The sequence below is a fragment of the Aminobacter sp. SR38 genome, assembly GCF_014843375.1.
Taxonomy (GTDB): Bacteria; Pseudomonadota; Alphaproteobacteria; order Rhizobiales; family Rhizobiaceae; genus Aminobacter; species Aminobacter ciceronei.
This window is the reverse complement of sequence record NZ_CP062112.1, coordinates 1,001,824-1,014,558: the sequence shown is the minus strand read 5'-3', so window position 1 is coordinate 1,014,558 and position 12,735 is coordinate 1,001,824. Positions and strand designations below refer to the sequence as shown.

General features: G+C 62.8%; 14 protein-coding genes and 1 pseudogene. 6 read left to right on the top strand and 9 right to left on the bottom strand.

Annotated elements, in window-relative coordinates; translation table 11 throughout:
* Positions 1–507: 507 nt before the first annotated feature.
* Positions 508–996: pseudogene (locus IG197_RS05000) on the top strand (ABC transporter permease); the annotation flags it as partial.
* A 67-nt stretch (positions 997–1,063) separates the two neighbouring features.
* On the opposite strand, the gene IG197_RS04995 reads toward IG197_RS05000, so the two are convergent.
* The 9 genes from IG197_RS04995 to IG197_RS04960 form a co-directional block, all read right to left on the bottom strand.
* Positions 1,064–1,303, bottom strand: a complete 240-nt coding sequence (locus tag IG197_RS04995; RefSeq protein ID WP_192317366.1) for a hypothetical protein — start codon at positions 1,301–1,303, stop codon at positions 1,064–1,066.
* A 122-nt stretch (positions 1,304–1,425) separates the two neighbouring features.
* On the bottom strand, positions 1,426–2,559 hold the full coding sequence (locus IG197_RS04990; RefSeq protein WP_192317364.1) for an aminomethyltransferase family protein: 1,134 nt from the start codon (positions 2,557–2,559) through the stop codon (positions 1,426–1,428).
* A 202-nt stretch (positions 2,560–2,761) separates the two neighbouring features.
* The gene (locus IG197_RS04985; RefSeq protein WP_246765308.1) at positions 2,762–3,379 is read right to left on the bottom strand and encodes a HupE/UreJ family protein; all 618 of its coding nucleotides are present in this window, start codon (positions 3,377–3,379) and stop codon (positions 2,762–2,764) included.
* Between the two features lie 50 nt (positions 3,380–3,429).
* On the bottom strand, positions 3,430–4,476 hold the full coding sequence (locus tag IG197_RS04980; RefSeq protein WP_192317363.1) for an arginase family protein: 1,047 nt from the start codon (positions 4,474–4,476) through the stop codon (positions 3,430–3,432).
* Positions 4,477–4,499: 23 nt separating this feature from the next.
* Positions 4,500–5,573 (bottom strand): agmatinase family protein, encoded by a 1,074-nt coding sequence (locus IG197_RS04975; protein WP_192317361.1) that lies wholly within the window; start codon positions 5,571–5,573, stop codon positions 4,500–4,502.
* Between the two features lie 21 nt (positions 5,574–5,594).
* The gene (locus IG197_RS04970) at positions 5,595–5,984 is read right to left on the bottom strand and encodes a hydrogenase maturation nickel metallochaperone HypA (protein ID WP_192317359.1); all 390 of its coding nucleotides are present in this window, start codon (positions 5,982–5,984) and stop codon (positions 5,595–5,597) included.
* Between the two features lie 9 nt (positions 5,985–5,993).
* Positions 5,994–6,719 carry a hydrogenase nickel incorporation protein HypB gene (gene hypB / locus IG197_RS04965; protein WP_371746511.1) on the bottom strand — a complete coding sequence of 242 codons (726 nt, stop codon included), beginning with the start codon at positions 6,717–6,719 and terminating at the stop codon, positions 5,994–5,996.
* Complete coding sequence (locus tag IG197_RS36780) at positions 6,716–6,916, bottom strand: hypothetical protein (RefSeq protein WP_371746510.1); 201 nt, start codon at positions 6,914–6,916, stop codon at positions 6,716–6,718. The genes hypB and IG197_RS36780 overlap by 4 nt, the downstream gene beginning before the upstream one ends.
* Before the next feature lie 87 nt (positions 6,917–7,003).
* Complete coding sequence (locus IG197_RS04960; protein WP_192317355.1) at positions 7,004–7,708, bottom strand: TetR/AcrR family transcriptional regulator; 705 nt, start codon at positions 7,706–7,708, stop codon at positions 7,004–7,006.
* Between the two features lie 689 nt (positions 7,709–8,397).
* Between IG197_RS04960 and IG197_RS04955 the strand changes: the two genes are divergently transcribed.
* From IG197_RS04955 to IG197_RS04935, 5 genes are all read left to right on the top strand, one after another.
* Complete coding sequence (locus IG197_RS04955) at positions 8,398–8,589, top strand: hypothetical protein (RefSeq protein WP_192317353.1); 192 nt, start codon at positions 8,398–8,400, stop codon at positions 8,587–8,589.
* Positions 8,589–10,001: a cytosine permease gene (locus IG197_RS04950; RefSeq protein WP_192317351.1), complete on the top strand. Its 1,413-nt coding sequence runs from the start codon at positions 8,589–8,591 to the stop codon at positions 9,999–10,001. The genes IG197_RS04955 and IG197_RS04950 overlap by 1 nt, the downstream gene beginning before the upstream one ends.
* Positions 10,002–10,108: 107 nt before the next feature.
* A complete protein-coding gene (locus tag IG197_RS04945; protein WP_192317349.1) occupies positions 10,109–10,699 on the top strand; it encodes an XRE family transcriptional regulator in 591 nt (196 codons plus the stop codon).
* A gap of 349 nt (positions 10,700–11,048) precedes the next feature.
* The gene (locus tag IG197_RS04940) at positions 11,049–11,627 is read left to right on the top strand and encodes a cysteine hydrolase family protein (protein WP_154387329.1); all 579 of its coding nucleotides are present in this window, start codon (positions 11,049–11,051) and stop codon (positions 11,625–11,627) included.
* Positions 11,624–12,625, top strand: coding sequence for a GlxA family transcriptional regulator (locus IG197_RS04935; protein ID WP_192317347.1), 1,002 nt, complete (start codon positions 11,624–11,626; stop codon positions 12,623–12,625). Before IG197_RS04940 ends, IG197_RS04935 begins: the two co-directional genes overlap by 4 nt.
* The last annotated feature ends 110 nt before the right edge of the window (positions 12,626–12,735 follow it).

The following is a 12,735-nucleotide window of genomic DNA, read 5'->3' as shown; positions in this document are numbered from 1 at the left end:
CTATCGTGATGGGTTTCTGGCTTGTTTTGTGTTAAAGTATGACTGACCCATTGCGGGCGCCATGCCTGCATTTCCGTTGATCGGAAAAACCATGAGATCACCTATGCTCTCGATAGCGGTGCTTTACGGCGCCGCCATCGGCGCTCTGGCTACAGCAACCATCGGCTTCACCGTTGGCGGATGGGTTACCCAAAGCACGGCCCTCTTGATGGCCGAGGCCTCATCGCAAATGGCTGTGGCGTCTGTGCTGACGCCGTATTGCCTGGAACGCTCAAGATCCGACCCGCTTTCCACTCAAGTCTTGTCGGAGCTGGAGACCAGCCGAGGCTTCAACCGCCGTGGGGTCATTGAACGCGCCGGCTGGGCCACTCCACTTGGGTCCGACAAACCGCTCTCCGAGGTTGCCATTGCATGTGAGACAGCGCTCGCAAAAGGGTAGCTCGGCGCTTTTCAGAGGTGGATTGAACAGAGGTCCGTGCCAAGCTCTGCCGGCTGTTCGAGCCGATCGGCGGCGCCTGGTTCTTCGGCATCGCCAATCCGGTGCTGTACATGATCGTTCTGGCGCTGCTCACCGGTTTTGTGCTGCGCTGGACGCGATTTGGCCGCTACGTCTTTGCCATCGGCGGCAACGAGCACGCAGCGACGCTGACCGGCGTTCCGGTGCGCAAGATCAAGGTCGCCGTCTACATGATCTCGGCACTGTCGGCCGGCATCGCCGGCATCATCCAGACCGGCTGGCTCGGTGCCGTCACCACCAATATCGGCGCAGGCATGGAACTTCAGGTGATCGCGGCCGCCGTCATCGGCGGCGCCAACCTGGCCGGCGGGGTCGGCACTGCCTTCGGCGCGATCATCGGTGCGGCGCTGATCGAGGTGATCCGCAACAGCCTTGGCCTGCTCGGCATCAACGCCTTCTGGCAAGGCACATTCATCGGCAGCGCCATCGTGCTTGCCGTGCTGTTCGACAGGATCCGCAATTTCCGGCTGAGCGAATAGTGGTTCTGCGGGGCGGCGATCCTCGGACCGACTTGAAGCGAGCGGAAGCCGACCAACGCAGCCGCCGTCAAGCTCCAGCCGGCAGTCCGCCTGCCTTGTCGCTGAGGTCGAACATCCACAGGCCACCATCGTCGATGTGAGGCGGATGATAGCGGCGGTCCGCCGGGATGGGCTCGAGCTGCACGCCGGTTTCGTCGGCGAGATAGTCATAGCCGATGCTCGGGCAGCGTGGAGGCGGGGCAGGGCGAAGGCGACCACGGCCGCCCGCGCGCCGCTGGGCGGGCCAGCGCGAGCCTGACGCCGCCACTTCGCGCTCCGGCCTGATGTGCCGGAGCGCGAAAGGCAGGCGGCCGGGGATGCAGTTCCCGGAGCGTTTCTTCGAAGGCGACGATGAAATGCAGCGCGGGTCTGGCTCCCTTCAGCCCGTTTTCAGCCCTTTGCCGTGCGCTTTTTCTTTTCCGGATCGTCGAAGGTCAGCGTGTGCGCAATCGCGCTGGCCCGCAGGGATTTGCCGCGGACTTCCAGCGGAACACCCTGCCTGGCGTAAGGCACGTCGAGACGGGCAATGGCCATCGAACGCCTGGTCAGCTTCGAATAGGACGGACAGGTAATGACGCCGACCTTCTTGCCGTCGGCCCAGACCTCGTCGCCGAGATCGGCCATCTTGTCACCTTCGATCAGCATGCCGAAGATCTTGAACCGCTCCTGTCCCTTCTGGCGGTAGTGCTCCTCGGCGCCCCTGAAGCCGGTCTTCCCAGGCGACACGGTGAAATCGAGGCCGAGCTCCCACAGGCTGTCGCCGACGGGCTGGCCCGGGATGGGATACATCTGGGAATTGTCGTAGGGATAGAACAAAAGGTAGCTCTCGACACGCAGCAGGTCGAGCGTGCTGAAGCAGCACGCGATGATGCCCATCTCCTTGCCCTCGGACAGGATCGTATCCCAGACAAGCCGCGCATCCTGGCCGCGCACGAAGATTTCGTAGCCGCGTTCGCCGGTGTAGCCGGTGCGCGAGATCGTCACCGGGGCGCCGAACAGTGTCGTGTGGATGTGGTGGAAATAGTTGAGGTCGCGGATGCCGGGCACATGCCTGGCCAGGAAGTCGACCGCAACAGGCCCTTGCAGCGACAGGTCGTGCAGGTCGTCGTCGAACAGCACGGCGCAGTTGCGCCCGGCAGCCTGCTTGACGATCTCCTCATGCGCGGTGCCTGTGCCGGAGACCAGCATCCAGGAATTGGGACCGTTGCGGTAGAGCACGCAATCATCGGTCAGGTGGCCGCGCTCGTTGAGCAGGGCGGCGTAGACCGAGCGGCCCGGCTGGATCTTGGCGACGCTGCGGGTGGTGATGTAGTCGAGGATGGCAATCGCATGCGGCCCGATCAGATGCGTCTTGCGCAACCCCGACACGTCCATCAGCCCGGCTTTGGTGCGGATGGCGACGTGCTGGTCGTAGGGGTCGGCGTCATAGGTCCAGGCAGTGCCCATCCCGCTCCAGTCCTCGAGATTGGAACCAAGGGCGCGGTGGCGGTCGCCGAGGGCGGTAAAGCGCCAGCTCAAAGTCATTGTTTTCCTCCAGTCATGTCTTGGCAAAAAAGGGGGCGTGCCGGCGCGGCAGAGGCACGCCAGTTCAGGTCTTTCGCTCCCGTCCCGGGGACAGGGCTCGCGGATGCCAGGGAAATGACCCGGTTTGCGCCCGGGCCTTTGATGCTCTCGTCCGGCGCCCGGGCGAGGCGGAGGGCGGCAGGCCCTCCGCCGGATGGCATGCTCAGCCGGCGAGGCTCGAGGCCAGCGCGACGCCTGCCACGGCGATGCCGCCGCCGCCCAGCCTCAGCGCCGTGCGCCAGGACAGGCGGGCGACCAGGGTTGCGAGCGAAAAGCCCATTGCGTGCAGGACCATTGTCGAGGCGACAAAGCCGAGCCCGTAGAGCAAGGCATTGCTGGCGATCGGCAGTTCCTGGCCATGGGCAAAACCATGCAGGCCGCCGAATGCAGCCGTCAGCGCAAAGGCCGCGCCGAACGGCACCCGGCTGCCCAGGGCCACGATCGCGCCCAAAAGGACCACCGATCCGGCAATGCCCAGCTCGACGAAGGGCAGCGAAAAGCCGGTCATGCCAAAGACAGCACCCGCGATCATGCCGATGACGAAACCGAGCGGCAGCCAGCGGAATGCCGGATCGTTGTCGGCATTCTGCCCGGCCCAGATGCCCACCCCGGCCATGGCCAGAATATGATCAAGCCCGGAGAAAGGGTGCGAGAGGCCTGCCCCGAGGCCGCCGGCGTCGGGCAGGACATGTGCGTAGCTCGGCATCGTCGACGCGGCATAGGCAACAGCAACCGCTGCAGCCAGCCGCGTCATCTTTGTTGTGTTCGTTGTCGTGTTCACCATCGACTCCCTTGGCCGGCGTCCGCCGGCCTTCTTCAGGTGGATATCCATTACTCGGCGGCAACCAGGTCGGTGCGGCGCAGCTTGGCGTCGATCACGTCGCCATTTTCTGCCGCCAACGACGCCATCAACCGCATGATCACGCAGGCTGCGAGCCGCGCCGCCGTGCCGCTGATGTCGAAGATCGGGCAGAGCTCGGTGAGGTCGATGACGCTGACGCTGCCGCGCTTGGCGATCATGTCGGCGATGCGCATCATCTCGCGCGACTCGATGCCGCCCGGTTCCGTCGAGGTGACGCCAGGTGCTGCCGACGAATCCATGACGTTGAAATTGAAGCTGAGATACTGCGCGTCGGTATCGCCCCAGACGCGCTCGATCGAACGCTCGACCAGCGGGTAGATGCCGCCGTCGAACAGGTCGAACATCGAGTCGTATTGAAGGCCTCTTTCCTTCGAAAGATCGATATGGTCCTTCGGGTTCATGGCGTTGCGGGCGCCCAGATGCGCGACATTCCTGATGTCGAGATTGGGCAGTTCGGTGATGCGGGCCATGGCGCAAGGGGCGAGATTGCGCTCGCCGGCCCAGCTGTCGGCCATGTCGAGCTGGGCGCTGAAATGCATGTAGCCCATCTTCTTGTCCGCCCCGATATGGTCGGAAAGCGCGCGCGCCGCGGCGATCGAGATCGAGCGGTCGCCGCCGCAGATGATCGGTGTGAGCCCTGATTTCAGCACTTCGCGGACGGCGCGGTAGATGCGCTCATGCGCCACCTCCGGGCTCACCTTCGGCATCGAGACGTCGCCGCAGTCGACGGCCTTGCCATGCAGGTCGACATTGTATTCGAACCAGTAGGAGAAGTATTCCTGCGAGACGAGGCGGAACTCGCGCGGACCATCCTCCGATCCGGGCTTGCCGATGTTGCCCTCGTCGAACGGCACGCCGACGAAGGCGTATTTCGCGCCGCAGGCCTTCAGCGCTTCGGCATTCAGCGGCACGTGAGCCGAACGCAGGAACGTGATCAGGCCGGGCGCCCGGTAGTTGTCGCCGGCATCGCCACCAAGCGGCGAGAACAGGTGGGCGTAGGATTTTGCTGGGTTCATGGCGTGGTCTCCTCCCTGAGAACTTACGGTTGCTTGCCCTGCTGGCGCAGTGTCTGGGCGCGTGAGCCGAGATAGTGGTAGATCATGTTGACCGTCATCTTGGCGCTGATCTGGCTCGAGTCGAAATACGGGCAGAGTTCGACGACATCGAGAATGTCGCAGCCATGCCGGCCGGCGATGCGGGCAAACTGGATCGCCTCGCGTCCCTTGAGGCCATAGCACTCCGGCGAGGTCGAGCCGGGCATGCAGCTCATGTCGATCGAGTCGGTGTCCCAGGTGAAGTAGAGCGTGTCGGCGTCCTTTTTCACCCGTTCGAAGATCTCGTTGGCGCACACCTCCAGCCCGCGCTCGATCATCTCGGGCATGGTGACGACGCGGATGTCGTTGTCGACGTAGAAATCCCACCAGTCCTTGGGATTGAGCCCGTTGCGCGAGCCCATATGCGCCATGTTCCTGGCGTTGCAGTTGGGCAGGTCGAGCGCCCGCGGCGCGCCGGAGCAGTTGGTGATCAGGTTGCCTGCCCAGTCCGGCCCGGCGTCGAGGTGGCTGTCGACATGCAGATACCCCATCTTGCCTGCGCCGGTGAAACGCGACAGCGCCTTGGCGCCGGGGATCGGCAAGGAGTGATCGCCACCGAACAGGATCACCTTGGCACCGCCTTCGAGGCATTCGGTGACGTAGTCGGTGGTGTATTCCTGCGACTTGATGTTGTTGCCCGGCACCGTCGGCACGTCGCCGCAGTCGACGACCCGGAAGAAACTCAAGAGGTCGACGTCATATTCGAACATGTAGGGGAAATACTGCGTCGTGGCTTCACGCAGGCCCGAAGCCCCCTGTGAGGCGCCGGCGCGCACGATCTGGCCCTGGTCCCACGGCACCGCCAGGAAGCAGATCTTGGCACCCATTTCCCGGATCTTGTGGCGATCCGGCGGGCAATAGGGGGCGCCCATAAAGGTGGCGAGCCCCCTGGATTTGAACGAGCCGTTGTGCAGCTTCGGCGAATAGATGTGGTCATTCTCACCGAACTGCTCGGCAGGGCCACGATGTTGATGTGGCGTGAACTGCCACCTGGCTGTTTCTGCTTTTCGATCAAGCATGCTGTTCCTCCCAACAGGTAACTACTGAAGTGTTTGCCCAACCGGGGCCAACGCCGGAAATGGAGCTTCTTCCTCAAGCTCGATATGGGTCAGTTCCATCTCGCGGCCCGACAGCACCTTGCGTGAAGGCCTCCCGCAGTCGGGACAACGAAGATTGGAAAGCGAGAGCGGCGAGCGCGCCTCGGCGCAGTGCTCGCAGAAAATGGTCAGCGGCACTTCCTCGATGTGCAGCCTGGCACCTTCACACGGCGTGCCGCGCGTCGCCGGACCGAAGCAGAAGTAAAGCGAGCGGGCGATGCCGCACATGACCCCGAGGCGCACATGCATTCCGGTGACCCGGCCGCGGCCGTTTCTCAACGCATGATCGCTGGCGAGGTCAATCAGGCTTGAGGCAATGGTGAGCTCATGCATGACACAACCTCACGCGTGCAGCGTGTTGCGGATGGCTTCCACCCGCGCCTGCAGGTTTCGGGCAAGATCCTGCAACTGCTGCTGGCGGGCGCGAACGATCCACGCCAGCCATTCCGTCATGCCGGTGCCGTCACGCGCTGAAACGACGAGGCTTTCGAGTGTCGGGTTGATCTCACGGGCGCGGGCAACACAGGCTGCGATGTCGAAATCGCAGTAGGGCGCCAGATCCGATTTCGAGATCACCAGAAGGTCGGCGGCGGCAAATGCCTCGGGATATTTGACCGGTTTGTCGTCGCCTTCGGTCACCGACAGGATGACCACCTTGTGCGCTTCGCCGAGGTCGAAGCCGGCCGGGCAGGCGAGATTGCCGACATTTTCGATGAACAGCACGCCGCCCTGCTCAAGCGAAAGCGACGCAAGCGCACGCTGGATCATGTCGGCATCGAGGTGACAGCCTTTGCCTGTGTTGATCTGCACCGCCTGGGTATCCGTCGCGCGGATGCGGTCGGCGTCGTTGGTCGTCTCCTGATCGCCTTCGATCACCCAGGTCGGGAAACTTCCCTTGAGCCGCTGCAAGGTCTCGACCAGCAAGCTGGTTTTGCCCGCTCCGGGGCTGGCAATCAGGTTGAGTGCAAGCACGCCATGAGAACAAAGCTCGTCGCGCACGTCATCGGCGAACATGCCGTTCTTGGCCAGGATCTCCTGTTCGATCTGCACCAGCCGCTTCTGGCTCATGCCCGGCACATGGGTCTTGGCGGCCTCCTTGCCGAAATGCAGGTCGCCGGGGCGCCTGCCGTCAGCGGCGTGATGATCTTGGTCGTGATGGTGAGAATGTCCGTCACCATGGTGATGATGACCTTCTGCGTGGTGGTGATGTTCGCCCTCATGATGAGAGTGGGCATGATGAGAGTGGGCATGATGGTGGTGGGCATGAGGATGCTCGTGATCGCAGCCCTCAGCGTTGCCCTTGCCGTCAATGCGAATGTCCTCAGGCCCGCAGCCGCACACTTGGCACATGGCTATCTCCCGCTTCTGGTCGTGGATGTTTTGCCGGTGGACGGGTCGCCGGCATAATGCAGCAGTCCCCAGACCACCTCCTTGAGGTAGCGCATCGCAGCCGGGATCGGAGCGCCGTGCGGCATGAAGCTGCCGAAGTAGATGCCGTCGATGTTGCGCGAAATGAACGCCGCCATCTCGTCGGGATCCGGGCAGGAAAAAATGCCCACTTCGACGCCGGTGCGGATGCAGTCGGCCAGGACCTTCTTCTCGGATTCGTAGAAATCCTCGACGAAGCTGTCGATGAATTTGGGGCCGGAGTCCCTGGCGCCACCGGCATTGACGAACATGATGCGCACCAGGCTGCGCAGCGTCTCCGACATCTCGACATTCAGGTCGAGATAGGCGCTCAGCAACTCGGCCGGGCTTTCGTGCCGGGCGACGACCTCTCCGTAGTTGGTCATCAGCCGGTCAAGCGCATGAAGGACGGAAGACTGGTACAGGGAGTCCTTGTTCTTGAAGTAATAATAGATGAGCGAGTGGGCAACGCCCAGCTTCTTGGCGATGAGCGGAATGGTGACGCTCTCGTAATCTTCCTCGGCGAAGCATTCCAGCGCCGCCTCCAGCAACGACTCCGCCCTGACGCCCGGATTGCGATAGAAACGTGTCTTGGCCCGTTTGACCGATTTCACGCGATCTTCGAGGTGAATGAGAGCGGCGGATTCCATTGATGACTTCCTGACCCTGAGCATTGCGGAGAAGTTCGCCGCGGCTGCGCGCATTCAGCGTCCGAAGCCAGGCGGAACTTGCCGCTTCGGATGGCGAGGCGCTTGCAACGAGGCTGCGCTTTCGACCTTGACGCTACGTAGCTTTGACAGCGCTGTCAACACACTGATTTGAGCATTTTGGAGCTCTGATGGGCATTGGCGGCCGATGGTCTGCCGACCAGACACCCCTCATAAGAGCGTGAAGGGAATGCAGGGATTGGTCATAAGTATCTGTAGATAATAGTATTTCTACGAACAGATCTCCCGCCGGAGGGCAGGCGGGTGAATGCTCGCAACTCCTGCATATGTGCGTCATGGCTAATATTTTTACATTCATGTCAGGAAATTCGTTTGACACCAAATTCAAACTGCCGCAACGTTATGGCGTGATGGGCAGCGACCCCTGCGCGACAAGACAAAGGGCGCGCCGCACATACGACAATCCGATGGAATCTGGGGTCGGTCAGACAGGAGAACCCCGCTTGCGAGCTTCCCGGTCCCCAACAGAGCCAATGCGTCGGGCAAGCCCGTTTCGAAGGGGCGCTGCTGCGATTCCGATTGCCTGGCACATAAGACGAGCCGAGCCGGAACGCTGAAGTTCCTTCAGCGCGAAAGCATCGGCATTCATTTAATCTTTGGAGGAGGATGAAATGACTATCGCTTCAACGAGCCCAGACAATGAAACGCGTCGGGAGTTGCACAGGCGACTGACCATTATCGCGGATCCGAACTATGAAGATCCTGCGCGAGCCGACTTGTCAGGCCGCGAGATCGGTGTGTGGTTCTTTGTGACCATGGCTATCCTGGCTGTCACGATCGCCATGTGGATCGGAGGCAACTGATGGCGCCTCCTCCCAAATTCACCGGGGCGAGCGCTGCATTCGGCACGCTTCCCGTACTGAAGGAAGAACGCGAGCTCGGCTTCCTCGACCACTCCTGGATCAATATCGGCCTCGCCATCGCGACCTGGGCATTCCTGCTCGGCGGCAGCACGGCGTTGGTCGTGGGTGCCCGCGACGGCATCTACGCGATCATCATCGGCAACCTCATCGGCGTGTCGATCATGGCCGTCAGCGTCTGCATATCGACCGGAAAGTTCGGCATCGAACAATTCACCCTGATGCGCAGCGTCTTCGGGCCGATCGGCATTCTGATCCTGGTCGGATTTTTCCTGGCCATCTACGGCGTCGGTTGGTCCGCCGTGTTGTCGATCATGTTCGGACGCGCGATCAGCGGCGTCATGAACCAGGTCGGCGGCACGCATATCGGCGAAAACGACCTGGGTGTCACGCTATTCGCGATCCTCGCAATCGCCATCTCGTGGCTGTTGCTGTGGAAGGGACCGACCGCCGTCAAATGGCTCAACCGCTTCGTCGGCCCCGGCAAGCTCATCTTGTGCTTCGGCATCCTGTTTCTCATCTTCAGCCACAAGAACTGGAGCGACATCGCCAATGCCGCGCCGCTTGCGCCGTTTGACGACAGGCGCATCAATTTCATGATCGCGGTCGAATTCAATCTGGCGGCCGGCTTTGGCTGGTGGCCGGTGCTGGGCAACATCTCACGCTTCACCCGCACGCCGCGGGCAGCGCTCTGGCCCAACCTGATCGGCATCTTCGCCGCTGCCGTGCTCGGCGAACTCGTCGGGTTGTTTGCCGCCCTCAGCCTCGGATCGCATGACCCGACCGCCTGGATGATCCCGCTCGGCGGAGCTTTCATCGGGGTGACGGCACTGCTGTTTGTCGGGCTGGCCAACATCACCGCCATCGTCAGCATCTTCTACGGCATGTGTTTGGCGATGCGGCAGGCCGGCGGGCGCTATTTCGAAGCCCTGCCGTGGGGCGTGTTGACCGGTGCGCTGTTTGTGCCGGTGATCGTCATCGCCTTCTTCCCGGGTCAGATCTACGACAACTTCTTCAAGTTCCTCGCCTGGACGGCGCTTGGATTTGCTCCGCTTTCCGGGGTAACGGCGGTCGACTATCTGATCCTGCGTCGTGGCCGGATCAAGCAATGCGATGTCTTCAATGACGGCCCCGATTCCGACTATGCGTTCTGGCGCGGCATCAACCCGGCCTCCTTCCTGGCATTGGCAGGTGGTGGCCTCGTCTATTACGCCCTGTTCGATCCACAGTCGCTTGCCGCGCATGGGCCATTCATCTGGGTCAGCGCATCCGTTCCCGCATGCCTGGTGGCAGGCCTGCTGCATTACGTTCTGACGAAATCGGTCGTGATGCCGGCGAGGCTCGGCGGCTATTGATCCGCGTGGGGGTGATCCGTCGGTTCAGGCGGATCACCCCGGTTCGTTCCAGGCTGGCGCGAATGCGTCTGTCGTCGCGGCCGCAATGACCCAACTCATCAAATCCCATGGCCGTGACAAGAAGCCAGAGAACATTGCTGTGCAGCGCAATTGGTCGGGAGGTCCGCGCCTTTCGAAGACGGCACGGCATGAAGGTCAGCGACCTCGCCGCCGCCACCAACCTGTCGGCCGGAATGCTGTGGAAGATCGAAAATGGGGAGATCTCACCCTCGTTGACGACCTTGCAGGCGATATCGCGTGGACTGGCCGTGCCAATCACCTGGTTGGTGGGCCGGGTCGAAACTGAACGGACGGCAGTCTTCAGCACAGCTGCCACCGACACATCTGCAGCCGGCCGGGTCGGCCAGCAACACATTCTGCTCAGCGACACAGAGGCCAACGCCGAAGGACTCCGGGTCGAGTCTCACCTGATTTCGCTGACCTGCGAGACGGATGTCTTTCCCGCAATCGGCCAGGAGGGCACGGTCTTCCTGTACCTGCTGCAAGGCGAAGTCGCCTACCGGCACGGCGCAAAAGTCTATCGGTTGACGCCAGGGGACAGTCTGTTCTTCGACGCGGCCACCCGGCATCATGTCGACGAACTCGTTCAATTGCCCGTCCGGTGCCTGTCTGTCACGACCCGTCGCCAGGACCGGTGAAACGCCCCGTCGGTTGATACAAGTTTGGCGGCTGATGCAGGCTTGGCGGCCGATGCGAGGCAGCTTTGCGATGGCGTTGCAGGTTCGGCGCCCGGCCGCCGATGGCCCTGGCTGGACAAGCCTAGCCCAGCAGTTCTCCTGCGCCTGCCCTGTCGCTGAGGTCGAACATCCACAGGCCGCCATCGTGCACCAGTCACCGCTCCGGCCGACGCACCAGTCACCGGCAATCAACCTGATCAGGCCGTCGCATGATTGTCCTTTTTTGTCCGATCCTTGTCCGCTGCATGGCTGGCGCGGCTGGACACGAGGCCTAGGATGACGCACATCATGGTTCACGGAGTGTCCAGAAATGACCGATACCGCCCTGCTTGTCATCGATGCCCAGGAAAGTTTCCGCCAGCGCGCCAGCTGGCACGAGGTCGACAGCCCGACCTATCTCAGGAACCAGCAGGCGCTGATCGACGGCGCGGTGAAGAAGGGCTGGAAGATCGTGCGGGTGTTCCATGCCGAACCTGAAGGCATTTTTTCGCCCGCTTCCGGTTTCGTCAGGCCGCTGGCCGAACTCAGGCTCGACAGGCCCGACCTCGAATTCCACAAGTTCCGGCATTCCGCCTTCGTCGGCTCGCCGCTTGAAGTGTTCCTGATCGAGAACGGCATCCGCCGCCTCGTCGTCTCGGGCATTCGCAGCGAACAGTGCTGCGAGACCACCACCCGCCATGGCTCGGATCTCGGCTGGCAGGTCGACTATGTCACCGAGGCGACCCACACCATGCCGCTGACCGATGCGAGCGGAAAGACCTGGACGGCGCAAGAGATCAAGGCCCGCACGGCGGCCGTGCTCGATGGACGTTTCGCCCGCGTCTGCACCATATCAGAGGCGCTGGCCTACGAATCTCTGGCCGACGAGGGCAGGGCAGCCGCAGCATGACCGAGCCGCGCCGGATACCGACCTATGTGGTGATGCCGGCGCGGACGCTTCTGCTCGATGTCGCCGGGCCGATGGAGGCCCTGCGTTATGCCAATTTGCTGCAAAAGGACGTCAGGTTCGACGTCGCCTATGTCGGCGCCTTGCCCGAGGTGACGAGCTCGATCGGCTTGCGCATTTCAGGCATCTCGCCGCTGCCCGAGACAATCGAGCCGGACGCCATGATCGTGGTGTCGGGCGACACCGACGAGCCGATGGATACGGGCCAGCCGGTCGAGGCGGCCGGTCAGGGTTCGGACGAGCTGGTCCGCTGGCTGAGGCGCAGCATAAGGCCCGGCATGCTCCTGGTGTCGATCTGCTCGGGCGCGCTTCTGGCCGGCAGGGCCGGGCTGCTCGACGGCGTCAGATGCACCACCCATTTCAGCGATTGCGACCGTCTTGCCCGCTTGGCACCTTTGGCGCGGGTGCAGGAAAACAGGCTCTATGTCGAGGATGGCGAACGCTACACCAGCGCCGGCATCACCGCCGGCATCGACCTGATGCTGCACATCATCGGCCGGCTGACCAATCCGGCCGTCTCGGCGGCCGTGGCCAAGTCGCTGGTCGTTTATATCAGGCGCCTCGGCAGCGATCCGCAACTGTCGCCCTGGCTCGAAGGGCGAAACCACATCCACACCGCCATCCACCGGGTGCAGGACGCGATGTCTGCCGATCCGGCGCGGGACTGGTCGCTTTCGGCCCTGGCCGACATCGCCATATCAAGCCCCCGCCACCTCAGCCGCCTGTTCAACGACCAGGCCGGCATGAGCATTCCGGATTATCTCAACCGGCTGCGCGTGGCTCTCGCCCAGCAGCTTCTGAGCGAGACGCGGCTCGACATCGAGCGGGTGGCGGAGCGCGTCGGCTACAGCTCGAGCCGGCAGTTGCGCCGCGCCTGGAGCCGCTTCAACGCCACCCCGCCAAGCGCCTTTCGCCGCGGCGGGGCAGGCCAGCCGCAGTAACTGCCCACACGCTGAAACGCCTGGGCAGATCGGCGCCAGGCTGGGGTCGGCAGATGTCGAAGCGCTCAGCCATGCACCCGTGCCTTTGTTTCGCGGGGCTCAGAAGCTCT